The organism is Magnetovibrio sp. PR-2 (assembly GCF_036689815.1).
Taxonomy (GTDB): domain Bacteria; phylum Pseudomonadota; class Alphaproteobacteria; order Rhodospirillales; family Magnetovibrionaceae; genus Magnetovibrio.
Window position 1 is genome coordinate 75,889 of sequence record NZ_JBAHUR010000014.1, and the last position, 24,650, is coordinate 100,538.

General features: G+C 50.9%; 17 protein-coding genes. 13 read left to right on the forward strand and 4 right to left on the reverse strand.

Translation table 11 applies throughout. The features are described from left to right. The first annotated feature begins 300 nt into the window (after positions 1-300). The 4 genes from V5T82_RS15120 to V5T82_RS15135 are packed head-to-tail and all read left to right on the forward strand — an operon-like array spanning position 301 to position 5,880. Positions 301-2,076, forward strand: a complete 1,776-nt coding sequence (locus V5T82_RS15120) for a FliG C-terminal domain-containing protein (RefSeq protein ID WP_332896499.1) — start codon at positions 301-303, stop codon at positions 2,074-2,076. Beyond that, complete coding sequence (locus V5T82_RS15125; protein WP_332896500.1) at positions 2,073-3,158, forward strand: hypothetical protein; 1,086 nt, start codon at positions 2,073-2,075, stop codon at positions 3,156-3,158. The genes V5T82_RS15120 and V5T82_RS15125 overlap by 4 nt, the downstream gene beginning before the upstream one ends. A gap of 17 nt (positions 3,159-3,175) precedes the next feature. Continuing rightward, a complete protein-coding gene (locus tag V5T82_RS15130; protein WP_332896501.1) occupies positions 3,176-4,339 on the forward strand; it encodes a hypothetical protein in 1,164 nt (387 codons plus the stop codon). Between the two features lie 11 nt (positions 4,340-4,350). Further along, on the forward strand, positions 4,351-5,880 hold the full coding sequence (locus V5T82_RS15135) for a FliG C-terminal domain-containing protein (protein WP_332896502.1): 1,530 nt from the start codon (positions 4,351-4,353) through the stop codon (positions 5,878-5,880). Positions 5,881-5,906: 26 nt separating this feature from the next. Here V5T82_RS15135 and V5T82_RS15140 read toward each other — a convergent pair whose 3' ends face one another. Then, entirely contained in the window at positions 5,907-7,007 is a 1,101-nt protein-coding gene (locus V5T82_RS15140) for a Fic family protein (RefSeq protein ID WP_442917812.1), read from the reverse strand. Between the two features lie 319 nt (positions 7,008-7,326). Between V5T82_RS15140 and V5T82_RS15145 the strand changes: the two genes are divergently transcribed. Next, positions 7,327-11,595 (forward strand): hypothetical protein, encoded by a 4,269-nt coding sequence (locus V5T82_RS15145; RefSeq protein ID WP_332896504.1) that lies wholly within the window; start codon positions 7,327-7,329, stop codon positions 11,593-11,595. A gap of 107 nt (positions 11,596-11,702) precedes the next feature. Here the strand turns inward: V5T82_RS15145 and V5T82_RS15150 are convergent, their stop codons facing one another. Further along, positions 11,703-12,977, reverse strand: coding sequence for a tyrosine-type recombinase/integrase (locus tag V5T82_RS15150; protein WP_332896505.1), 1,275 nt, complete (start codon positions 12,975-12,977; stop codon positions 11,703-11,705). 941 nt (positions 12,978-13,918) lie between these two features. Between V5T82_RS15150 and V5T82_RS15155 the strand changes: the two genes are divergently transcribed. The 3 genes from V5T82_RS15155 to V5T82_RS18285 all read left to right on the forward strand — a co-directional run bounded on the left by V5T82_RS15155 (position 13,919) and on the right by V5T82_RS18285 (position 16,558). Next, a complete protein-coding gene (locus tag V5T82_RS15155; protein WP_332896506.1) occupies positions 13,919-14,164 on the forward strand; it encodes a FeoA family protein in 246 nt (81 codons plus the stop codon). A gap of 66 nt (positions 14,165-14,230) precedes the next feature. After that, complete coding sequence (gene feoB / locus V5T82_RS15160) at positions 14,231-16,360, forward strand: ferrous iron transport protein B (protein ID WP_332896507.1); 2,130 nt, start codon at positions 14,231-14,233, stop codon at positions 16,358-16,360. A 12-nt stretch (positions 16,361-16,372) separates the two neighbouring features. Further along, positions 16,373-16,558: a FeoB-associated Cys-rich membrane protein gene (locus V5T82_RS18285; RefSeq protein WP_442917817.1), complete on the forward strand. Its 186-nt coding sequence runs from the start codon at positions 16,373-16,375 to the stop codon at positions 16,556-16,558. Positions 16,559-16,642: 84 nt separating this feature from the next. Here the strand turns inward: V5T82_RS18285 and dmeF are convergent, their stop codons facing one another. Beyond that, the gene (gene dmeF, locus V5T82_RS15165) at positions 16,643-17,647 is read right to left on the reverse strand and encodes a CDF family Co(II)/Ni(II) efflux transporter DmeF (protein ID WP_332896508.1); all 1,005 of its coding nucleotides are present in this window, start codon (positions 17,645-17,647) and stop codon (positions 16,643-16,645) included. 95 nt (positions 17,648-17,742) lie between these two features. Next, positions 17,743-19,098 carry an alanine/glycine:cation symporter family protein gene (locus V5T82_RS15170; RefSeq protein ID WP_332896509.1) on the reverse strand — a complete coding sequence of 452 codons (1,356 nt, stop codon included), beginning with the start codon at positions 19,096-19,098 and terminating at the stop codon, positions 17,743-17,745. A gap of 266 nt (positions 19,099-19,364) precedes the next feature. Between V5T82_RS15170 and V5T82_RS15175 the strand changes: the two genes are divergently transcribed. From V5T82_RS15175 to V5T82_RS15195, 5 genes are all read left to right on the forward strand, one after another. Next, a complete protein-coding gene (locus tag V5T82_RS15175) occupies positions 19,365-20,945 on the forward strand; it encodes a putative sulfate exporter family transporter (RefSeq protein ID WP_332896510.1) in 1,581 nt (526 codons plus the stop codon). Next, positions 20,942-21,145: a hypothetical protein gene (locus tag V5T82_RS15180; RefSeq protein ID WP_332896511.1), complete on the forward strand. Its 204-nt coding sequence runs from the start codon at positions 20,942-20,944 to the stop codon at positions 21,143-21,145. Before V5T82_RS15175 ends, V5T82_RS15180 begins: the two co-directional genes overlap by 4 nt. 336 nt (positions 21,146-21,481) lie before the next feature. Further along, positions 21,482-21,688 carry a magnetosome protein MamI gene (gene mamI, locus V5T82_RS15185; RefSeq protein WP_332896512.1) on the forward strand — a complete coding sequence of 69 codons (207 nt, stop codon included), beginning with the start codon at positions 21,482-21,484 and terminating at the stop codon, positions 21,686-21,688. 5 nt (positions 21,689-21,693) lie between these two features. Then, positions 21,694-23,781 (forward strand): trypsin-like peptidase domain-containing protein, encoded by a 2,088-nt coding sequence (locus V5T82_RS15190; RefSeq protein WP_332896513.1) that lies wholly within the window; start codon positions 21,694-21,696, stop codon positions 23,779-23,781. Between the two features lie 33 nt (positions 23,782-23,814). Beyond that, positions 23,815-24,582, forward strand: a complete 768-nt coding sequence (locus V5T82_RS15195; protein WP_332896514.1) for a hypothetical protein — start codon at positions 23,815-23,817, stop codon at positions 24,580-24,582. Positions 24,583-24,650: the final 68 nt, after the last annotated feature.

The window sequence follows — 24,650 nt, forward strand, 5'->3', positions numbered from 1 at the left end:
TGGTTATGAGGAAGACACCTGTCAGAACTGATAGGTTGACGGCCTTACCCTGTCTTGGCACCATACAGAGAACTGTTTTGAAGGGATTTTTTTCTATGCGAGCTCTTCATATTGTTCCAGTGAGGCTGCTGTGCATTTTTACAGCATGCGCCGTGCTGTTTGGCATGGCCTTATAATTTTTATCGGTTCATGCGGAAAATAGACTTCCCTCCTCCATACCCCCAGAAATTATGATAGACGGAAGAGTGAACCTACACGTATGAACGTTTTCGTCGATATCGTGTAGGTCTGGAGGGCCATATGCCAAGACAAAACGACACTGATCCCAGCATGGAGGACATCCTCTCTTCTATCCGCCGCATATTGATGAAGGATGAGTTGGAGCAGGCAACCCCTACTGCACGTATCAAACGCTTCTGGTCACGATTGTTCCCAGGATGCGCCTTTCGCAAGCAGGCATTGTCGGAACTGCGGGGTATCCGCCAATCTCTCGACCGCGCTGCTGGCGCTGATGATGAAATCGCCGCAGAATGGGAACGTTTGACAGTTCCTGACACTCCATCGCCTTATCCACCAACGGCAATAAAGCAGGAGCTTCAACGCTTCTCCGACCTCATTCATCAAGCTCATGAAAATGACATGCTGGAGTTGATCGAGCGGTTGTCACGTGAACGCACAGACGATTATGCACAACAATTATGGCTCTTATTCGACCGTATTCCGGGTGTTGCGATGAAGAAGGCTTTGCAGGCTTGTGGCAAAGCTCTGCCAGAGCTTTTGGTGGAAATGGCAAAACTTGAATTGGTTAAGGTCGAAATTGTTGCTGAACTTAATGGGCAATTGGATAAGTTGATTCAAGAACGCTACTGGCTGGATAATCAACCGCAATTTCTCAGCCGCGTACTGCACTTTATCCCCGCATGGGAAGAACGCCGAGCCTGTCTAGAAAAATTGCGTCATCGCCAAACGGGTTTACCAAATATCACCCGTGCCATTGAATCCCTGGGCTTCAACTTTGCTGACCTGCAATGGCTACCTAAACACCTAGCAGCGCCCATCTTGTCTGGATTAAGTGATGATACGTGGTCGTTGGCCTTAGAGGGGGGTGTGAATGAAAACATACTCACATCTGTTTGGCTCGTCCTACCGCAAGAGCGCCGCGAGAACATCGAACAAAAAATTGAGCAAATGGGTGCCGTTCGTGAAGAGGATGCTCATGCCGCACGCATACGCGTAGTCGAACATGTGCGCCAATGGATCATAAACGGCGATTTGGTATGGCCGGGACGTCTTTATACGTCGTCATGGGCGTTCGATGCGCAAACTGTTGCCACAGTTTATGGCTTTGGCTCCGGACGTCTGTTCCGTCACATTGCTTTGGGCGGTGTGTTCTCAAACGATAAAACTCTTTCACAGGAAAATGCTCAGGATGTGATGGGACTAACCATAGAACACAATCTCGATATCGCCACCTTTGCTGCAAAGACGAGCGAGGACAACTATGCGGACTGGAAGGTCAAACACTGTCAGGCTTGGGGTGTCAGCATGATGTTTGACACGGACAAAGCTGTGATCGATGCGTGCCTAGAAAATGAAATGCTGGCTTTACAGGTTTTGCCATCAGATGGTCGAGACATTCCATCCGTAAAAAGCTTTCCCAAGGAAGCCGTCGCCCCACTCACGCAGCGTGTGCTGAACCAGGACGAGATCGATTCATTGTTAGGCTTTGATGAAACGCTAGGGGACGGGCTGGCTGTAGGTTTTGCGTGGTCCAATAGCTTGCCGAGTGATATCCGACCCTTCCGTGAAATGGCCAATGCGTTTGGTGCGGCAATTGTCGCTACTTGTGATCGCGACTTAACGACCGGATCCGTGGCCAGTGCTCTAGGGCTTGATGATCGAGCCGTGCGGGTCGCCTGCGCCATCAGTCCACACGACTTACCAGCTTTCGCCGCTGACGTCTTCCGCTCCTGGTGCTGCTGCGTTGCCGTGGTTGAAAGCCTCGACACGCTGGTAACTTGCCATCAAACAGGGACACCTGCAGTTCCAGTGGTAATGGAACGGATTGTATCATGACCGAAAAAACTAACCGAATCGTAGAAAAACTCCTACCCCTGATGGAAGCGGGGGATTGGGATGCTGTGAACATGGAATTTCGTGATATCGGCACATCTGGCCTTACGGCAGAGGAGGACGCCATGCGTCTTCGCTTACAGGGCATTTCTGCATTTCGCCAAGGCAAAGGCGCAGAGGCGTTGCATTGGTTTCACGCAGGTGCCAGTCACTACTCCCAAAACGGTGAACTCGCCTTTTCGTTCGGCCAACAGTTGATCTTTTCAGGTTTAGCGCGGTCCGGTTTTCAAATATGGCGACGAGAGTGTGCTCGGTTTCCGAAGCTTCCGGCTTCATATGCCATGGCACAGTCCCGTTATGCTTATTTGGCAGGGTATCCGAAATTGGCGATGAAATACCTGTTGCCCGTGTGGTGGCATGTGTTGAAGCTTGGCATTTCGGACCCAACGTATCTGATCATGCGTGAGTTGCCGATGTTTGAAACCTTATGGTCTGCCATAGGTGCAATGTGTGAAGAGCTGGAACAACCGGGACGTTTCCGAGTGATGACGGAGGACGCCATTAAGAAGCTAAAGGACTTAGACGGCGATCGCTATATGGACTTTTTGGACGTCATGGAAACAGGTAATGCAGACCGCTATGAAGAGGTTCTTCGCACTTATCATCACGAAGGCCATACCCATGGGGGAATGGAGTTGCGGCTCGCTATTCTGAGGGGGCTCAACACCGACGCCTCCAAGGCCAGGGATACTCTTTCTGAAGTATCCCTCCGCCCAGCACCGTCAGGTCAACAGATGAACCCGGAATACGATTTCCCGTGGTTAGAAGATGTAAGGAACTTGGCTCTGGCCGAGGCGGCGCACCGTATGGGTGATGCTGATTTGGAACAAACACACCGAGATGCGTTTCTACAGAAACAGGGCTTGTTGATGGAACCCTGGCATGCCTTTGATTTTCGTCTGTTGAAATATCAAGATACCTTGAAAAAGGCCCTGCGGGCCACCTGGAAACGCCCTGACGGCATGACGGACAAAACGTGGGTTGGCTACGTTGCCATTGATGATTGGCCCTACAGTGTAGAGTGAATGACGTTGGTGAAATTATGACCTCATACGTTGAAATAGATAAATACGGCATCGATTATTTAGGTTTCTTGCGGAAGCACGATTTACAAGCCGTATTTGCTCACGGTTGCGATGATGGCTCGCTGTTGAGTAATGAAACTCTGGGTAAGGCATTGTTCTTTGCCCAACCCGTGACAGAAAAGTATGTCTTATCTGTCTTAAATCGTATTCGTCGTCCTCAGGTTCAGGCCCTTTTGGAAAAATTGAAAACAAAGGCAGAAGAAACAGATGTCGACTCGCTTGAAATGAGTTTAGGCAGTGATCAATACATCACCAAAATTCTGCAAAAGGTAGAGCATTGCGCCAATTCTGGTGAAATAGTGATTGAAGCGAATTTGTTCGAGCCAATTGCAATCTCCGCCCCTGCAGCCGAAGAGGAAACTGATAGGCAATTCTCACCCCACGGAATCAGTGGTGTTTGTGAGAACGATAATGACGGGCAGCAAGCATTTGATGTTCATACGGGAACATCGCAAGACGTTGTTAACTACTGGGCAGGCTTGTCCATGCGCGTTCGCCGTCAGGGCCTAGAGGAACTGGACGGTTTTCTCGATTTTGTCGGCGATTCTTATTCTTTGAAGGTTCTGGAAATTGCTTTGGATGATTTTGCTGATACAGAAGTACGGCGCATGGTGGATGGTGAACGTGGCCGTTACATCTCTGAGTATCGCCACCGTCTGTGTTTGACGCAGACGGCTCTTATCGCGATTGCCGAAAGGGATGATCGGTTTTTATCGGTAGGTGAGGCACCGCTACCTGATCCAAGTGCACGCATGGATGAAATTGCGAATATTGATGAGCCGCGCATATCTGTTTCTCTCGGAACGGATGAGCATACCCTACACCTGTTGAAAATGTATCAGATCAATAAGGAACAGGGCGTTCTGGCATTGGAGTCCTATTGCGACAAATATGAAGACCCATTCACGGTTTGGGGCTTAGGTTTGGTGATGGACGGTTATCACACTGAACAAATTCGCAAAATGCTTTCTCACCGCATTGATGCCTTGGTACGAGACTTTAACGATCGTCTGCGTGTGGTCGAGGAATATACGGTGGGCATGCGCAGCAATCGTAACCCACGTATGCTACATGACTTGGCCTGCGCTCATTTACCCCAAACTCCGGCGTTTCCTGATTGAGGACGAGAGTGATGAACACAAATGACGCTTATATTGCCCAGATGGCCATGGCCGAGGGTTTGGCCATGAATATACGACGGATGCGTGGGGAAGATGTTGAGAGCAGCGTAGAGAAGGGCCAAATTAAGTCCATCCTCGACGGCTTAGGAAATTATCCACCACAATACGGTCAATGGTTGGCTTTTCACTATCCTGAATGTTTGATAGTGAAATTCCCTCTGTTGATGGCAAAGGGGGACTACAGCCTGGAACAAGTCATCAACGCTGTGCGGGCATTTCAGCACATTAACCGCGCCTTTTCTGATTATTGGGAGGACATGTACGCGGATTACGGGGATAGTGCATCATTGTTGGTACGTATAGCGTGGTGGTCGCCGCAAGATTTACGTTTTTTATCTGAGAAAGATACTCGCCTGTGGCTTTCCGAATTATCTGAAGACGATATTGGGGCTTTGTGGAGCGTGTGTGACACCGAATTGTGTACACGTCTGCAGCAAAATGGCTTCTCCCCTTCTGGGCAAGACGCATTGAGATCCGACAAGCCTGCCTCGACGCAGGGAATGGTCGTTTTGGAACGTGTTCTTGCCCGCGTGATTGCCGGTGTTGAGCGGGGAGAGATGTCTATGCCGCTAAAATCGTTTTCAGACTTGCCTATCCCGTGTTTGGAAAGGGCGCTTACAAATGAGTTGGCATTTACAAGCCATCCGAATGACACTCTGAAAGAGACGTGTCACCGTTTCTTGTTTGAAGCACCGGACGAGTTCGATGACGATTTCATGGTTGAAGTCGCTAAATCTTTGTCTGGTCCGACTTCTGACAACAAACATGTATTTCGCCGAATGCTTCCCTCAGCCCGCGAACGGGTGATGTTTTGGGTAATGTCCCTGGGCTATTCAAAGTACCGGAACGCAGATCCTGCTCGTCAGGAGTATGCCGAGAGTTTGCGAAAAAGTTTTTACCTGCCAGAGCCAGAGGGTGGCTTCAACCAAAATGATGATGACCCCGAACCCGGCATCACATCCGAACAACGCAATGCAGGTGGGCAGCTCCGTGAAATCATCGCCAACATAAAAAACATACTTTCAAAGCCTTCCGCAGATAACATCAATTTTCTAGAAAAGCCTCCGCACGACCCTTTGTTCGAATTTGTTCATGAAAATATGCGTAAGGCTATTTCTGACCTGTCCGACCAAGGACGTGAAGCTCTTCTTGAGGCGTTGAAGCAACGCGATGAGATTATGTATCGCGACGCGCGCAATTCCTGGTATGACTTTGAAGCATTGAACTGCATGCCTTATCTCGATGTGCAGGTTCTTCTGCGTCATCTGGATAAGGAAACCTTGGCCTATGCTCTCAAGGGTGCGCCATTTGATGTCTATAATTTGTTTATGGAAAACATAAGCGAACGTGCCGCAGAATTTCTGGTCGAGGACATGGAGGCTATGGGACCTGTACGTGAGGCTAAGGTCAATGACGCCCAGCAAAGCATTATGAAAACCGTGCGTGATTTGGAGCGGTCAGGGGAAATCTCCAGATTATGATGGTCGCAGTTTGAGTTGGTCTTCCGTCAATCGTTGACCAACGAGTAACTCGTACTGCGCCCACCACCCGGGTCTTTTTGCAGGGCGCCGCGATCAATCAGGTCGAGAATATCCCGATAAGCGGTGTCTTGTGAGCACTTGGCGAGTTTCGCCCATTTTGAGGTCGTCAGTTTACCCTCAAAGCCATCCAACAATCTGTTCAGAATTTTGATTTGTCGCTCATTTAAGGGCTCTGTCGCAAAGCGTTCCCAAAAACGGGCTTTGTCGAGAACGGCCCCAAGTGTTTCTTGAGCACCGTCAATGGCCCGCCCAAGACACCTCAAGAACCAATCTTGCCAACGCGTGATGTCAAGGTCACCTTTTTGTGTCCGCTCCAGCATGTCGTAATAGTCTTTATGTTCCCGGCGAATTTGTCCGGACATGCTGTAGAAGCGTTGTTCTGCTGTTTCGGAACGGGAAAGAGCCATATCGGCGATGGCCCGCGCAATCCGGCCATTGCCGTCTTCAAACGGATGTATGGTGACAAACCACAGATGCGCCAATCCCGCGATCAGCAGCGGGTCCATATCACCCGGTTTTTCAAACCAGTCTAAAAATTTTGCCATTTCTTCGGGCACGCGTTCTGTCGGCGGGGCCTCATAGTGAACCTTTTCTCGCCCAATGGGCCCTGACACAACTTGCATTGGTCCATCGCGGTCATCCCGCCAAGACCCGACACGGATTTTGGTCATGCCGCTTCGTCCCGTTGGGAACAAAGATGCATGCCAAGTGAACAGGCGTTCAGCCGTTAGGGGGGCAGCATAATTCCCCGTCGCATCCAGCATCATTTCCACAACGCCCTCGACGTTCCGGTCAGCCGGAATCAAACCGCCAACATCCATACCCAACCGTCGTGCGATCGACGAGCGGACTTGTTCGCGCTCCAGTCTCTCCCCCTCGATCTCGCTCGACTTCACCACGTCCTCGGTCAAAGTTTGCAGGTGGGTTTCGCTGCGCAAGTCAAAACCCAACGCTTCCATTTTTCCAAGCAACCGGCCTTGTTCCCTGGAAACGTCAGTAAGCAATCTCGTTAGAGCTTTTTCATCCCAGGTGAGTGCGGGCCAGTCTGGGATTTCCCATATGTACATACTCAATCTCCGCTAATCATGCGGATATTATCTGCCCTATTCTCCGCATTCGCAATATTATTCTCAGTATTTTATGCGGAGAATACGTCATTTATTCTCCGCAAAATGAGCGTTTCGACTTCTTTAAAAGCGTTTATTTTTGTCTGAGTAACGCAAACAAAAAACAGAAGTAACGTGGGGAATAGTGATGAAAAAAAGGTGCCTTTTCCCACCATGAAGCTCTCTGTTTTCAGGGCTTTCGACGCCTGTGTTTTTGTCGGAAGAACTTTGCTAAAGTCGGCGTCGATATTTTGATTTTCAATTATAGAAACTGGCCTTTATGTCACGCTTTCTCGATATGCACCCTGACTTCATTGACCTACGACGACGGTATGAATCCGTGCCGCTGGATCAAGAAGAACTGGATGGATCTTCCATCCTGAGCACGGTCGCCCTTATGAAGGGGGAGGAGCCGGGCAAGTTGCTGTACGAGTTGGTATCCCACCCTTTAACTGTGGTGTTGGGAGAAGCACGTAGCGGCAAAACGACAGAATTCCGGCTGGCGGCTGATGAACTCCGTGCTAATGGACAAGCTGCCTTTTTCGTCCGTATTGAAGATTTATCTCATGCGCAGGCTTCACCCGAAAGCATCGCCAATGCTCTTGAACTTGACGCTGAAGAGGCCTTCGACGGTTGGTTAACCTGCACAGAGGAGGCTGTGTTCTTCCTCGATTCCGTCGATGAGGCCAAGCTCCAGCAGGTGGGGGATTACCGGCGCGCCATACGCGTCTTTCAAAAGTCCTTGCGCCAGCACCTGCACCGTATCCGTTTGGCTGTTTCTTGTCGCGTCACGGAGTGGCGGCCAAAGGATGACATTGCCCCCCTGCGCGAACTGTTGCCTTTCTTGGCAAAGCCTTTACCGAAACGTGAGGAGCCACAGGAAGACTTCACAGATGCAGAGCTTGGGCTGGGTGCAGGTGCTGATGCTGGTGCAGATGATCAAGTGAGCGATAATGATGTGTCCTTGGTTCAAATCCTACCGCTCGATACCGACAGGATTACGGTGCTAGCCGAAGTGCGGGCCTTGGGAGATGTACAGGAATTTCTGGATGCAATCCGAGAAACCGACGCTGAAGAATTTGCAGGACGCCCCGGCGATGCCATTGATCTGATCGAACTCTGGAAAGAAAAACAGCGGTTGGGCACGTTGACCGAGTTGACGCAGCATAACGTCACTCGAAAGCTGACCGAAGAGGCCGAGGCTTATAAGGATGTGATATCCGCCGCCCGTGCCCGTGAAGGGGCTGAGCGTCTTGCTGCGGCATCCATGTTGTGCGGGGCAAAGTCATTTCGTTTCGCGAAACCCGAGCAAGATCCTCATGATGCCCTACCTGCGCTAAACCCATACGATCTTTTGCCCGACTGGCAACCTGATGAGGTTCAGGCCTTGTTGCGTCGGCCTATATTTGACGAAGCCACTTATGGACGCGTGCGGTTTCATACCGAAGGAGTGCGCCAATACTTAGCGGCATCGTGGTTTCGCGTGCGCCATGAGCAAGGGTGCCCGCCACGTGATTTGCTCGGTGTCTTTTTCATTCAGCGTTACGGGCGTACTGTCATCAATCCAACCCTGACAACTGTGGCTGCGTGGTTGGCGCCCTACGTGCCAGAGCTGATGGACGCCGTTCTGGCACACAATCCAGAAATTTTACCGGATGAAGGTGATCCGCAGGCCATTCCTGTGGACATTCGCAAGCGTGTCTTGCGCGATTATGCGTCCCGGTACGCAGGCCGAAAGCGGACGGGACACAGTTTCGATCGGAATGGGTTGCGCCGTTTCGCACACGAAGATTTGGCGGAGACGATTAACGAACTGCTTTTGGACAAAGCGACCCCGCATGACATCCGCACCATGCTGTTGGATGTCGTCGAATTGCGCAAAATTCAGGGGTGTGTGGAAATCGTATCTGCCATCGCATTGGACAAGAATGAATTGAGTGATGTCCGCGTGGACGCTCTTGGTGCATTACGGGCGTGCGGAGCCACGGATGAATTGCGTAAAGTTTACGCCCAGTTGCTGAAAGCCAAGAAAGTCCCAAACCGTTTATACGGATGGGCTATCTATGAGCTTTTCCCAGTGGCCATCGAGGCGGACGAACTGCTCGCCTTGATCCAAAAGGCGCAAACGATATTTGCTCCACCCTTTAAACATATCGAAGACTTGCTTGAGCGGCGTCTGAATCAGACACATGAGACCAAACAATTACAGGTGTTGATTCCGACACTCTTGGATTGGGTGAAGCCTTCTGCTCAGAGAAAAGGAAACAAGCTTGGGCCTACGTTCTGGCTGTATGGCAGTTTGTGTATTTGCATTGATAAATGGCTGGAACAGTCAAATGATGCCCCCGATTGGATGTTCGCGGCCCTGAAACTCATTGAGGACCAGCCGGGTGGGGACTACGGCGAAAGAAACTCTATTGCTGGCATCCGCGCCAGTTTGGGCGAAAAGCCGCAGACGTTCCGTAAGGTGTATTTCGAACACCGTCACACGGACTACGCAGCGCAGCATGAAGATGGGGATATCTATTATTATCAACTTCGGTGTTATCACGAATTGTTCGAACTCGTTTATGATGACGTTCCGTGGCTGTTGGATATGGTCGATCAAACCCAAGATGATCGGCTGCGCTTTACCGCGTTCAATGCTGCAGTGGACCTGTCACATGTCAATGGGCTCGAATATAAGAATGCCGAAAAACTGGAACAACGAGCAAAATCGCACCCGCAATTGATAGATCACTGGCAAAAGGTCATCACGCCCCGACCGCGAAGGGTTTGGGAATACATGAACGAATTGAGAGGGTGGACAGGCAAGCTGAAAAAGCGGTGGCGGCGTGTCAAAGCGCAAGAGTACTTTTTGCCCCGCCTGCCAGATATTACTGTTTGCAAGAATTCAAGTGACTTGGCGGGTATGTACGATTGGATGCGCCATTCGGGTCACACGTATTCCGCCCGTGACCCCGAAAGCCTTGAGCCTCTGTTCGGCCAACAAGGGGTGGATGCCTTTCGTCAAGGCTTGAAAGTCTTTTGGAAAACTTGGGAGGTCTCGACGGACAAGCCGGGCGGACCTACCAAGGTGGGAGACCATATGGCATTGGTGGGCGTGGCCTGTGAGGTTGCTGACGGTTTCGATTTTTTCGTTATTGACCAAGACACAGCAGAGCGGCTCACACGCCTTGCTTTTAAGGAGCTACACCTACCGTCATGGTTCCCAGAACTGCTCCGTCACCATGAAGCCGTGGTGAAGGCCATTGTTTTCCCGTGGCTGGAAAGCGACATATCCATCGAACAAGACAGTCAAGCTCACCCGTCGATTTTATCGGACATCGTGATGTCTTCTCCCGAAGTCGTCAGCCTGTTTTACGACTTCGTATATAAGAACGCGGCCCGAAACATGCCGATGGCAATCAATGTTCGCCGTAATGTGGTGCGCATGTTGGCCGAGCATAATGGGGGCAATAAGCTTGCCGAAATGGCCGGCTCCTATCTCCGAAACAAAAGGGCGCTTACCCCGCTTCATCTTTATTGGTTAGCTATTTGGTTTCAAACGGATGCTATTCCTGCTCTTGACTGGCTGGAAAGTCGACTATCCAAACTGAGTGAGAAGTGCGCGAAAAATGCGGTGATCACGTTTACATCCATGCTCGACACATTCCATTCCGGTGACGCGGTTATTCCGGTAACACCAGCTTACAAATGCGTGCCCGTTATGCGCAGATTTATTCCAATCATTCACCACTATTTACCGAGTGAAGAAGCACCGGAGCACCATGGCTGCTTCAAACCGGACCGCAAGGATTACGCCTATACATTCCGTGGGACCTTGGTAGGCGCCTTGGCTGATATCCCCGGGGATGGGGCGTACCATGCATTGTTGGAAATTCGCGATCAGACAGAAGATCCCTACGAACGGGATTGGATGACCAAACGAGCGGACGACAAAATTGGACGTGACGGTCAAAATGCTTGGGTTCCCTGTGATGTTCTTGAATTTGAAAACAAGCACGAACATGCCCCGCGCACAGCAGATAACTTGTTCGACATCGGTCAAAAACGCCTGATCGAAATCAAAGATAAGTTGGAGCGGGGCGACACAAGCCTACGAGACCTTTTTGACGTCAAAACCGATGAAAGCCTGTTGCAAAAATACATGGCAGAACGGCTGGGAGAGCTGGCACGAGGACGGTATTCGGTGGTGCGTGAAGCCGAGGTCGATAACGAAAAAGAACCAGATATTCGCCTGTTGTTTGCAGACATCAACTCAACCACCATCGAAATCAAATGGGCACACAAATGGCGCTTGGTTGAACTGGAGGAGGCCCTGACGGATCAGCTTGTCAGTCAATATCTCAAGGCAGAAGACAGTGGCCATGGCATTCTGTTGGTCGTTAATGCGGAAAACGGGAAAACTTGGTCGAAACGAGGTATGAAACAGAACTTTAGTTTTGATGCACTCCTGAATCACCTGTCTGTAATGGCTCACGAAATTGAGCGAACGACGCCGGGTGTGTCGCGATTGGAAATTATCGGGATTGATGTATCTCGATGAATACTTTTGCGAAGAACGCTGCAATCGACACAAAGCAACTCTCCCTTACATCCCCGTGTTGCTGAAGCCGCAAACGTTCAAAAAAATCTGGTGATCAAAGATTTGAGCTATTCATTTGGCTGAATCCGTTCCGCAATACGATCCGAGGCCATCTTCAAGTTATTGATGTCATGATGCGTGTACCTTAGTGTGGTTCTAGGGCTGGTATGGCCCAGCATTTTTCCGATGTCGGCCAGCGGTGTCCCCATGGCAAGGCCCATTGATGCAAAAGTGTGTCTCAAGTCGTGAAAGCGTAGTTGTCCTTGCGGAAAACCTTTCTTTTCCCGAGCGCGATCACGGACTTTTACCCAAACCTTCGAGGTTTGGGTATCCGATAATGGTTCGTCTAAATTCCGTCCATGGAAAACGAAATCACGGCCATCTTCCACTTCGTACTGTGGTCGGATCAATTCGATGGCGGCAGCGGGGAGTATCACCGTTTTAATGCCGGTACCCTCCTTGATCACCTTGCCGGTTTTGTGTTCGTGGCGCTGAAAAATCAAAACGCCACGGTCGAGGTCAATTTGATGGTGTTTGAGTTTGCGGAGTTCACCCTTGCGCGCACCTGTTAGCAAGGCAAGCCGGATAACATCCAGCGCGTATCCTGTCACAACACCTTTTGATTCTTGTGCCTCTTCTTCAATGGCCTCCCACATTTGCTTCAGGTTTTTCTCTCGCAAAGCATTATCGACCAAATTTTGTTTGGGTAGTTTCAGATGCTTGGATGGATCTGGGAAGTCATCGTCCAAAATTTTTGTGAGTTTCGCCCAAGAGAGAATGCTGGAGACGACCTCTCCACACCGCCGGGCCGTTGTTGGGCGTGTCTTGGCAATTCCATCGACCATGTCCTGAATGTCCTCTTTGGATAGGATATGGACTTGGATCTCGCCAAGCACGGGAAGGATATCTTTGCGCAGCCAACGTTCAGCGTCATAGCGGTATTTGTCACCCAGATCGGCATTTTCGGCGATATAGCGATTTGCGAACTGGGAAAAGGTGTCCTCTTTCGGATCCTCAGCAGCGACCTTTATGGCTTTGTAGCGCTCCTTTTCAATTAGACGATGTTCAGAAGGGTCAATATGGTTCGCTACTTGACCGGCAAGGTTCTTCACTGTTGTACGCACGTCTTCCAGTTTGAGACTCTTAGCGTCTCCAATGGTCATACGGCGCTGCTGTCCGAGCGCATTTCGGTAGTAAAAGACGAACCTTTTCGTTCCGGAGGGGCGAATTCTGAGGCCGAATCCAGCCTGATCAATATCCCAGATCGTGTAATCGCTCGTTTTTGGCTTTGCGGCAGCGATTACCGCCTTCGTGATCCGCTCACCTTCGCGTTTTCGTCCCATTTTCGCACCTAAAACCAAAGAAACCGTGGGTAGCTATTGGGTAGCAAAATATTTGCAATCAACACATTCCTCTGAAAAGGCTTCGGAGAGCGCTTCAGACCCAATAACGTTATTTTACAAGCAAATATAAGCTGTTATTTTTAGGCGGCAAGTGGTCGGAAGTGATTTAGACGACCTTGAAATAAGATAACAACTGGTTCAATCCCAGTCGTGCCCACCATGTTAAGGCTTCAGGGAAACCTGGAGCCTTTTCTTAATGCTAAGGTTCGTGAACTGGGATTGATCTTTTTGTTGGGCCGACCAGACATAAAAGGTGCGAACACAACGTGTCCGCGGGCGTGCCCACCATGCCCCCCTAGGGAAACCAAGGCCTTTTCTTTTTGCGCTTATGGCTGGCTAGCTATTGGGTAGCAAAATAATTGCAAAAAACAGTAAATTTTGTGCCTTAGGAACATGCAAAGCCCATATGTTCTTCACCCAACCTGTCGAAATTTCCGACTGGTTGAACATGTGCATTTTCAGCACAAGTTGAGTTGCACTTGACGTGAGAATCCAGCGACCAGAGATGGGGGCAAGTTCAAATGAACGGCAGAACACCTGCAACCGTCTTCGTCGCGGGCCTGCAAGCCAACACCGCAACGCCAAAATCAAAGGAGGAATAATCGAAAAAAGCCGCGTAAATTATCCGAGCTCCAGAGGCGCGAGGGGCAGGCGATTCTAACCTAAAGCAGCCTTAGCTACATTTCATAGACACCCAAAACGATATTGACTTTGGGTATCAAACTGGAATGAAATGACTTGAGATTAAGAATGGTTCTCAAAAGTGTCAGGGTCTGATAGTGTAGGCATTTACGGGTAGTGCTTTTGGGCAATTGTTTTGATGCATGACCATAGGGCTGTTATCCGAAGGCATCACGATAGAGTAACGAGGGACTGTTTTTATGACAAAGACCACATTGAATTTAGCGGACCTAAAACCAGGGCAGGAAGGTGTTATTGCCGGCATCAATGGTGATCTCGATTTGAAGCGCCGCTTGTCTTCCATGGGCATTGTCCGTGGTGTGAAGGTTTCTTTGGGCCAAAAGGCACCACTTGGAGATCCGTGCACATATGAAGTTTTGGACTACATGTTGAGCCTGCGCAAAAGCGAAGCTGAAAAAATTCAGCTTCAAGACGCTGACGAATAGGCTTTTGCCTGAACGAACACCTAAACGAACTTGCGCGAAATATAAAACCTAAAGAATAGGTAGGGCATGAGCAACAAAACCATTACCGTCGCCTTGGTTGGGAATCCCAACGCAGGCAAGACAACGCTATCGAACGCATTGACAGGGTCCAAAGACAGTGTCGGCAATTATCCGCGTGTGACTGTTTCCAAACGGGAAAACACCATCGAATACAAGGGTTGGACGATCAACCTGGTGGATTTACCAGGCATTTACTCATTGACCTCCCAGTCCCCCGAAGAACGCATTGGACGTGATTTTATTCAAAATGAACGCCCTGACATCGTGCTGAACGTATTGGACGGCGGGACGTTGGACCGCAGCCTGTTTTTGACCACGCAGTTGATCGAAATGGGCCGCCCACGGGTTTATGCGTTGAACATGGCCGACGAAATGCTGCAAAAGGGCTATGAAATTAGCACCGATGATCTCAGTTCCATGCTTAATGGCGCAGTGGTAAAAACCGTTGCCACAAAAGGTGAAGGCCTGACAGATTTGCTGGACGCCATTGTCGCACGTGCTCAAAGTGGTTTGGAAGACAAGCCCATGGGCATTCCATATGACCATCATTTGGAAGAAGCCATTGAACGCGTACAAGGCCTGATTGCGGACCTCCACCCTGGTAAGTTGGAAGCACGACAAAGCCGCTGGTTAGCGATCAAGCTGCTAGAAGGCGACAATGATATGCTCAAGCGTGAAGATGATCATGAGCAGCTGATCGAAATGGTCCGCCGTGAACGCTTCGACTTGGCAAAATCGCACAGTGAAGATGTGGAAACCATGTTTGCCGACAGTCGCTATGGCTTTATCCACGGCCTGATGTCCGAAGCCCGCACACGTACAGTTGAGCCGGGCAAGCGCATGGCAACCACCAAAATGTTGGATTCAGTGCTGTTGCACCGGACATTGGGGCTGCCGCTGTTTTTGGGGCTGATGTGGTTGATGTTTGAAACCACGTTTACGGTCGGGGCTTACCCGATGGATTGGATCGATGGGGCCGTTGGCTTCATTTCTGACCTTGTGGCAGGGATACTGCCCGATGGCATGGTCAAAGACTTGATTGTCGAAGGCATCATTGCCGGTGTTGGTGGGACAATTATTTTCTTGCCCAACATTGTCATCTTGTTCTTCTTTCTGGCCTTTTTCAGCGAAACGGGATACTTGGCGCGTTCAGCCTTTTTGCTGGATCGCTTCATGCACTCTTTTGGTCTGCATGGCAAAGCGTTCATTCCGCTGGTCATGGGCTTTGGCTGTAACGTGCCGGCGATTATGGCAACGCGCACCATTGAAAGTGACCGCGCGCGCCTCATCGCCATTTTGATCAATCCGTTTATGGCCTGTACGGCTCGTTTGCCGGTGTTTATTTTGTTCGCGGGCGCGTTCTTTGCCCAATGGGCCGGGACCATTGTGTTCTTGATGTACATGTTGAGCATTCTGATCGCGTTTGGTGCAGCCGTGTTCTTGGGCCGCTTTGTGGTTCATGGCGCAAGCGAACCGTTTGTGATGGAATTGCCCCCCTATCGCATGCCGTCCTTGCGTGCGGTGGTGTACCACATGTGGGAAAAAGCAGCCGACTTCCTGCGCAAGGTTGCAGGCATCATTTTCATCGGCTCCATCGTATTGTGGTTCTTGCAGGCCTTTCCGAAAGACGTGAATTGGTCCCAAGACTACGAAGGCCAAATTGCCGTGTTGGAAGCTGCACCTGAAAGTGAAGTGCGCGACGCCGCCCTTTCGAAGCTTGAGCTTGAAATGGGCCGTGAGCACCTGGAAAAAAGCTATCTTGGCCGTGCGGCCTTGACCGTTTCGCCCATATTTGAGCCCTTGGGCTTCAATTGGAAAGATACGGTCGCCATTTTGACGGGCATCGTTGCGAAGGAAGTCGTGGTGGCCAGTTACGCGGTGATATACTCTCAGGGCGAAGACGCCACCGAAGAAAGTGACAGTCTTCGCGATGCTCTGTCAGCAACCATGAACCCACTTGTGGCCTTTGCCTTTATGGTTTTTGTGTTGATTTATGTACCGTGCTTAGCGACTATTGCGGTGATCAAGCGTGAGGCTGGCAGCTGGAAATGGGCTGGGTTCTCAGTCGGGTTTTCGATGTCATTGGCATGGCTTCTGGCGTTTGCCATAGTCTCAATTGGACGGGTGATTGCGTAAATGGATAGCATGATGGAAGGCATTATTTTGACGGCCGTGTTTGGCGCTTGTGTCGTATACATTACGCGCAAAGGCATTACGCGGTTTTCGGGAAATGGTGGATGTTCAAGCAGTTGCAGCGGCTGTAGCTCTGACAAGGATACATCCTCTTGCAGTACTGACCCTGTACAGATCGAAGAGCCGCCACGTTCTTCCTAAGGCCTTCTGCCCCATATAACAAAGGCCCGAAACCTTGCGGTTTCGGGCCTTTTGTGTGCGTGTGTATGCGTTCTTAAGGGTGCTTTATAGGCAGCTTTCGCCCTGACAGTGATGGACCTCAATATTCACATGGCTTAGCTGTGTATGGTGCGCCAGCAACGCTTTGTAGTGTGCTGGGTCTTGGGGGAAGTGAGTGACCACTGCGACCACACCAGCCCATTTCCCCGGTGCCAATTGCCAGATGTGCAGGTCACAAACACGGTTGTCGGCATCGGCTTCGATGTCCGTCTGTATGGCACTGGCTAAGCTGTCATCCGTGTTGCCATCCAGCAAGACACTGCTGGTGTCACGAAGTAAGCCATATGCCCATTTTGTGATGACCAAGGCCCCGACGATGCCCATGATGGGGTCCATCCAGGTCCAGCCCATCATTTTACCACACACCAGCGCGACAATGGCCAACACCGACGTTAAAACATCGGCCATGACGTGCAAGTAGGCCGCCCGCAAGTTGTGGTCTTGTGCGTGGTTGTGATGGTCGTGATGGTCGTGAACGTGGTCATGGCTGTGCGAATGGGCTTGGTGGTGGTCGTGAGCATGGTCATGGCCATGATCATGGCCATGATGTCCGTCGCCATGCAACAACCACACACTTGCCAAATTCACGACCAAACCAATGCCCGCCACCACAATGGCTTGGTCAAAGGAAATCGGTAGCGGGGTGATGATGCGATGAACCGATTCCCAAATCATCATCAACGCGACCACGCCCAACAAAAGTGCACTGGAATACCCCCCCAATACAGTGACCTTACCCGTGCCGAACGAAAAGCGTTTTTCGGCGGCATTTTTTTTGGCATACCAATAGGCAAACAGCGTAATGGCAAGCGCAGCACTATGACTGGCCATATGCCAGCCATCGGCCACCAATGCCATAGAATTGAAAAGTGTTCCGGCAACGATTTCTACCACCATGGTCACGGTGGTCAGCGCCAAAACGTAAAAAACGCGTCGCTGTCCAGTTTCAATTTGTTGATTGTCTAGGTAGTCGTGGCTGTGTTGCCACTGGTGCATGTTATCGACGTGCATGAATGTATCCCCGGTTAGAAATTCCGGGGCGAACATACCGCAAATGCGAATTAGTTGCAATGTTCGGCACTGGGGAAACCTGAGGTGAATACAGGTTATTGTGTGGTTGAGTCTGGGTTTGTGGGGGGGTCTGCCTTAAGAGCTAAGTCCTCATTCATGACCTTGGAATGTTTCAACACAATGTAGCTCAGCGGCAACAGGTGCAAGATCAGTGCGCTGCCAACCAACACATCGCCAAAATGCCACAAGGGGCCAAGGGGCAGGAAGGGCCCCACCAATGTTAATGCGACAAAAAACAGACGAAAGCGTTTGGTGTTGGTGCCACCCAAAAATTCAAAACAGCGTTCTGAAAAATGCGCCCAGTTAACGATGGTGGTAAAGGCAAACACGATCAAGCATGTCGTCACCAAAATTCGGCCTGTGTCGCCTAAGAAATGTGTGAACGAAGACACCGTCAAGAATGCCCCGGTGGTGTCAAGCCATTGGTCTGCGGTCAAAATCACCAATGCGGTGGTGGTGCACACGATCAAGGTATCGGCAACGGGGACGGCAGCCGCCATATAGGCGCTCCGGGCGGGGTGGTCTTGGTTTGCACCTTGCCAAAACGGTGTGATGCCAATGCCGGACCCATGCGAAAATACCCCGCGCGAAACCCCATATTGCAAGGTTTCTAAAACGGCATAGCCTGCCACGCCACCCGCAACGGAATAAGGGTTAAAGGCATAATAAAAAACGGAGCCCAGGGCGTTTAAGGTTTGGGCTTCACTAAACAATAAAATGGACCACCCGCCCAGCAGGTAGCCTAAAATCATCCACGGTGCGATGGTGAACGACAGTTTTAAAATGCTTTTGTAGCCACCGATGACGACCAAGGCCACGGCCGTTGCCAGCAAGACGGCAACGGTCATGTTTGACAGGCCGATTTCACCGGAAATGGCATGCGCGACGGAGTTCGCCTGGATTAAGTTGGCCGTAACCATGCCTTTGATCATCAAGACTCCGGCGAGACCGGTTGCCAGCCATTTCCAGCGCTCTTTGACCAAGCTCACCACATACAACATTGGCGTTGCAAACAGTTCCGGGTTTTCACCTTTGCGGGCTAACTTGACCGCCCAATACGCCGAGGTCATGCGAAATGACATTCCAGCCAAGGCCGATACCCACATCCAAAACAACGCCCCCGGGCCACCAAGGTGTATGGCTGTGCCGACGCCTGCTAAGTTGCCGACACCGACCGTCGCGGCCAGGGCCGCGAAAAAAGCGTGATGGTGGGCGACGGTGCGTTCATCCGCATGGGGGGCATCAGGGCGAAATCGGCTGAAAACGGACCGAACCTCAGCCCACATGCCTTTGAAGGCGGCACCACGCGTTGCAATGAAAAACAGGATTCCCAGCTCGATGTAAATGAACGCTAAAAAAGGGTTCCACAGCCAAGACGATAGCGCTTCCATGGGGGTGACATCCTGCAAACAGCAAAAAACAATCTATAGTAAGGCGTCCCTGATCGGGCAACTCTCTGGCCAAAGACATTGAAGAGACATAGCACGGTCATTGGGAAATGTGATTAATTATTTTGGCTGGCGGGTCGGAGCTGAGCAAATCTTCTTGTTTTTGAGTATCCGCAAGTTATGCTGAGCCCTCATCCTACTGTTAATATTGATCTTCAAGCATTATGTCCTCAGCGTTAAAGTCTGCGTGAAGAGTTTGTGAATAGCTTATGAAGTTAATTGTTATCTCTCTAATAATCCTTGCTTTGGGGCTGTCAGGGTTGGCGGCATGGTGGTGGTCCGTCGCGGAGCTCATGCGTGGCTTTGCCCCCTTGGCTATGTTGGCGATTGGCGCCATTAGCGTTGTTGCGGGCATTCAAAAGCTTCCGGCTGTGACCGTTGCGGGTGGCGCGCAAGACAGTGGTTCTGGCGATGCGCTTGCTTCAAACCAAAAGGCTATTGGATCTTTCTTTTTAAAAGAAGACTGGTGGGCCGTGTGGCTGGGTTTGACATTTACAGTGTTTGCCCTGGCAACCTTCGCCACCAGCACGGATGTTTTGCAAGCTTTGGCCGTGCATCCCGGTAGCCTGAAATGGCAATCGTTGCCTGAACTTTTTGCCCATTTTGGTGAACACGTTCACTTATATGCCATACAATTTTGTGTGTGGGCCTTTTTCTTGGGCGTTGCCTGCCGGGTTATGGGGATCGAGTTTTGGACCTTTGTCAGGGGCTTTGGCGTTTTGTACGGGCTGTCCATTGCGGTATTTTCTGTTAGTGGTTGGCATGGTGCGGCGCAATTCAACCTTGAACCACCATTGGTGGCTTTGGTCGTTGGACTGGTCTTGGCCAACACGGTGCGCATCCCCCCCTGGGTAAGCGCTGCGCTGCGGGTTGAGTTTTTTGTCAAGTTGGGCATTGTTTTTTTAGGGGCAACGTTCCCGATCACATTGGTGCTAACGGCAGGACCCGTTGCCATTGGCCAAGCCACGGTGATTTCGTTGATCGGGTGTTTAACCATTTATTTCACGGCGACGCGTTGGTTCGGCCTGGATAGGCGCTTGGCGGCTGTGATCAGCGTTGGTGGCTCGGTTTGTGGGGTCAGTGCGTCCATGGCGATTGCGGCGGCTGTTGGGGCGACCAAAGACCATATCTATGCGTCTGTGACGTTGGTGGTCGGTTGGGCGCTGGTGATGATTTTATTTTTGCCGTTTGTGTCGCAGGCTTTGGGGCTGCATCCCGGTGTTGCCGGGGCCTGGATTGGGACATCCGAATTTGCCGATGCGGCTGGTTTTGCTGCGGCTGCTTCTTATGGAAAAATGGCTGGAAACGAAGAAGCTGCCTTAAAATCCTTTACGCTGATGAAAGTGATTGGGCGAGATCTCTGGATTGGCATCTGGGCCATGGTATGGGCCTTGGTTGCAACGACGGTTTGGGACCGTGAAAGCAAAGAAGGCGAAGCCCAAAAACATGGGGCAAGCAAAGTTGACCCTGGTGAAATCTGGCGTCGGTTCCCTAAATTTGTGATCGGCTTTTTTGCGGCGTCCATCATCGTAACGCTGGCGACCAGCGGTTACAGCGAACAAGAGATTGTGAAAACCGTCAAACCGGCTTTGCTGGACCCCATCAATGCCATGCGCAGTTGGGCCTTTATCTTTTGCTTTTTGGCCATTGGTATGACCACGCGGTTTCGTGACTTGCATGCCGTCAATTGGCCGACGTTCAGTGCCTTTTCCATTGGCGTGGCGGTGAACGTTGTGGCGGGCTTTATCTTGTCTGTTTACATCTTTGGTGAATATTGGGCGCGAATGTGAGCGATTGTGCCGCCGCCCCGGCCTGCATGACGTGTCAAAGCTTCGTCGATGATGCTGAGGCTTTGGAGCGCGAAATTGCGGGGGTGAATATCCTCTCGTCTGCCTATGGCTCGGTGCGTGCTGATACAGGCTGGTGTCGCCGCTGGGATCGTTTTTGTGTTTCCGCATCTGTGTGTGATGAGTATCAGAGCCGCAATTGAGCCAAGCCCCCCTATGTCATCGGGCATAGCAATGAAAATCATTATCAATTACATAGGCTTGTGCATTTTTTTATTTATTAATTAACTCGCGTTTTGTGCCGTTTCGTCGTAATAATATCACTCCCTGTTTTGGGTGAGTGTTGTCGTCGAACATTGTGCATTGCGAAATATTCGCTAAGTGATGTAGTTTAGGTGCGCTCACTGGCAAAATAGGTGAGCTTTTGCCTGTGTGTGGTGATGTATTGTGTTATATCGAATGAGATATAATAGCTTGGTTGCTGAGAGCGAATGTACCTTAGGGATTGAGGTCTCTGTGTTTTTTAGAGGGTTGGATTTATGAACGTAGTCATCTTTGGCTTGCTGGCTGTCTCTTTGGGTTTGTGGGGCATGTCTGTTTGGTGGTGGTCTGTTGCGGAACTTTTGCGCGGCCTGATCCCGATTGTTTTGGTGTTTGTAGGCGTTGTTTCTCTTGCGGCTGGTGTTTCAAACATTCGCAAAGAAAAAGAAGCCGATGATGAAGATCTCATTGAGGGCGAAAGCTGATCCAGATGAGCGAATACAGCGATTGGGAAGTCGACGAAAAGCCTGAATTACCTGAAAACTGTGGAATTGAATTGCGCCAGTACCTGTTTTTCGTTGGGGCTGCAGCACTTCTAATTCTCATCGGTACCTATTGGGTAACCAATTACTACAATCCTAAGGTTCATAATCAGACGTTTATGAGCTCCTTGGGCGTGGGTGGTAGTGGTCAGGGGAAACGCACGACAGATGCTGTCAATGCGCCTTCGAATGTCCAGCAAGGCGCTGGTAATGTTCAGGCGCAGCCGAGGGCTGGCACGCGGAATTTTGTTCCCAATCAAGCGATGGCGCAAAATGTTGCCCACCGTGATTTTGCCTCCGTTGCGATGCAGATGCGTGGCAGTGTGGTGAATATTTCAACGGTTGGGGATGTCGGCGCAGCCATTGCCGCGAAAAAAGAAGGGCAGAACAGTCCGTCCAAAGTTGCTTTTGCCAATCCCTTTTCACCGCGTATGAGCGCCAGCACGGGTTCAGGCGTCATTGTGCGCGATGACGGCTACATCATTTCCAATTATCATATTATTCGCGGGTCAAATGCAGCCGTTGTGACAGTCTTTACGCGTGATGGGACGCAGCGTTACAAGGCAAATATTGTCAAAATCGATGAAACCATGGATTTGGTGCTGTTGAAAATCAACACACCGGGGCCGCTGCCGACCGCACGGTTGGCCGACAGCTCAACAGTCCGTGTTGCGGATGAAGTCATCGCCATTGGGTCTCCGTTTGGTTTGGATCAAACCGTTAGTCGGGGGATTGTGTCTGCGTTGCGTAAGTCTTTGGCGATTGAAGGCGTCACCCATTCTGACTTGCTTCAGACGGATGCTGCCATCAACCAGGGTAATTCCGGTGGTCCGTTGATCGGTGCAGACGGTATGGTCGTGGGCATCAATACGGCGATTTATACGCCGACTGGCGCTTTTTCAGGAATTGGCTTTGCTATTCCATCCAACCAGGTTCGCAAATTCATGCTCGACGAATTGGGACGTCCGCTACAGGCGCCGCGTTCGTTCAATGCAGCAGCACAAACGACAGCTCAACCAGCCCCCGTTATTGCAGCGTCTTCTACACCGCCCGGCAATCACCAAAATGATGGCCGCGCTAAAATGGCGTGCACCACGTGTCACCAAATGACGGGTGGGCAAACCGTGGCCTTTTGGCCTGTGGCCCAGCCCAACACACAGCAGCCGGCACCGGTTATTCGGGCGAACAGCAAAACCCCGGGTAATCACAAAAATGACGGACGCGATAAGATGGCTTGTAACTCATGCCATCAAATTAAGGGCCAACCCGCTGGGCAGGCTGCGGCTTTACAATTCACCAAGCCGACGCCAAGCATGGTGATGAACGTTGCAACCCCCCAACCCGGTGAGGGGCAAGGTGGCACCCAAGGTGGTGTTAAGGCCTTTGGTGTTCCAGGTGCAAACTACATGTTCATGGGTGCTGGCCTGATGCCAGTGAGTGCGGCTTTAGCAGAACGATTGAACCATCCTCAAGACCGCGGTGTGTTTGTCAGCCAGGTGGTGCCGGGTTCCCCGGCGGCGCAAGGTGGCTTGCAAGCGGGCGATATCGTTTTGAAAGTTGGTGGCCGGCGCGTTTGGGCTCCGGGGCAGCTTGGGTCTTTGATCAAGGACATGACCGCAGGTGAATTGCTGCGTCTTGGCGTAAAACGCGATGGCAGCCGTTTTGATATCGAAGTCGCCGTCAGCAAAATGCCAACTGGCACAATGCAAAGCCCTGTTTCTGCCGTCACGCCTGCACGTGCGGTTCCCAATGAGTTCAATTGGCGCGGCATGAACATTGAAAGCTTCGTACCCGTTGGTTTGCCCGGTGCTTTGGGTGAGCCTGGACGCAAAGGGGCCGAGCTGGACGGCGTGGCAAAAGGCTCAGCCGCAGAAAAAGCAGGTCTGAAAACGCGTGACATCATCTTGCAGGTCAATGGTGAAACGGTTGGTACGCCAGCTATGTTTGACAAGGTGACGCGCAAAGCCAAGGGTCAAACGTCTATTTTGGTTCAGGTCATGCGTAATGGTCGTGAATTCTTCGTTGTGTTGCCTTAGGGCGCATGTGTTAGGGCATAAGGGTACTTTGTCGTGAGCTTAGGTAGTAAAAACAAGGCGATGGCTAGGCGTGCGTTGTTGGGGGGGAAGACCCCGTTCGATGACGTGTCCGCATCTACGTCTTCTCCGTGGGATAAAAAAGCCACGCTGCCTGCATTTGCCCAGTCAAAAAGGCCAATGCCCAAAGCTGGCCCTTCAGCTAAAGCTGGTCATATGACCACGATGAAGGAAGATTCTTCTTCCGAAACAGCATTGAAAAACAATGCGGGCGCCTGGTCGAATACCTCTGCGCAGTCTGACCAAGACAAGGCACGCAATACGGCGCCTGTAGAGTTGTCTGACCTGTATGATGACGCAGGCCATAAAGTGTTGAGCGTAGAAGAAAAAGACGCCCTTTTCGACGACTGGGATGACGCCCTTCAATTGTCCCCCTGGATGACTGTTGGTATGGAAGGGGGGGGGGAACCTGCACCGCAGATGCGCCCTGCAAATTCCCTTCGCACGTCTTCTCATGAGGCTGATTTTCATGAGGCTGGTTCTCATGAAACTGGGGAAACTTCGCCAGCATCAAACGCAGTGTTTGAAAATGCAGCACCGCGCGTAACATCCTCGTGTGTGACAACGTCCTCTGATACGGAAAAACACGAAACACAGGCGGCCTCAACGCAGAGTATGAAGGTTAACTTTAAATCGAAAAGCCTTGCAGAGCGTAAGGCAAGTTCAAGCCAAAATCGTGATGACACCCATTCTACAGTTTGGGGGAATTCGTCCCAAACCAATTCCAATTCATCGCACGAATGAGCTGATTACTTGGTGAAGTTATGAATGCAGATATGACAGATATGAGCACGACCGATACGACAAATTCT

Bases quoted from the DNA above. Each gene is read 5' to 3' on its own strand.
- V5T82_RS15120 (WP_332896499.1), top strand. From the start codon at position 301: ATGCCAAGACAAAACGACACTGATCCCAGCATGGAGGACATCCTCTCT.
- V5T82_RS15125 (WP_332896500.1), top strand. From the start codon at position 2,073: ATGACCGAAAAAACTAACCGAATCGTAGAAAAACTCCTACCCCTGATG.
- V5T82_RS15130 (WP_332896501.1), top strand. From the start codon at position 3,176: ATGACCTCATACGTTGAAATAGATAAATACGGCATCGATTATTTAGGT.
- V5T82_RS15135 (WP_332896502.1), top strand. From the start codon at position 4,351: ATGAACACAAATGACGCTTATATTGCCCAGATGGCCATGGCCGAGGGT.
- V5T82_RS15140 (WP_442917812.1), bottom strand. From the start codon at position 7,007: ATGTACATATGGGAAATCCCAGACTGGCCCGCACTCACCTGGGATGAA.
- V5T82_RS15145 (WP_332896504.1), top strand. From the start codon at position 7,327: ATGTCACGCTTTCTCGATATGCACCCTGACTTCATTGACCTACGACGA.
- V5T82_RS15150 (WP_332896505.1), bottom strand. From the start codon at position 12,977: ATGGGACGAAAACGCGAAGGTGAGCGGATCACGAAGGCGGTAATCGCT.
- V5T82_RS15155 (WP_332896506.1), top strand. From the start codon at position 13,919: ATGACAAAGACCACATTGAATTTAGCGGACCTAAAACCAGGGCAGGAA.
- feoB (WP_332896507.1), top strand. From the start codon at position 14,231: ATGAGCAACAAAACCATTACCGTCGCCTTGGTTGGGAATCCCAACGCA.
- V5T82_RS18285 (WP_442917817.1), top strand. From the start codon at position 16,373: ATGGAAGGCATTATTTTGACGGCCGTGTTTGGCGCTTGTGTCGTATAC.
- dmeF (WP_332896508.1), bottom strand. From the start codon at position 17,647: ATGCACGTCGATAACATGCACCAGTGGCAACACAGCCACGACTACCTA.
- V5T82_RS15170 (WP_332896509.1), bottom strand. From the start codon at position 19,098: ATGGAAGCGCTATCGTCTTGGCTGTGGAACCCTTTTTTAGCGTTCATT.
- V5T82_RS15175 (WP_332896510.1), top strand. From the start codon at position 19,365: ATGAAGTTAATTGTTATCTCTCTAATAATCCTTGCTTTGGGGCTGTCA.
- mamI (WP_332896512.1), top strand. From the start codon at position 21,482: ATGAACGTAGTCATCTTTGGCTTGCTGGCTGTCTCTTTGGGTTTGTGG.
- V5T82_RS15190 (WP_332896513.1), top strand. From the start codon at position 21,694: ATGAGCGAATACAGCGATTGGGAAGTCGACGAAAAGCCTGAATTACCT.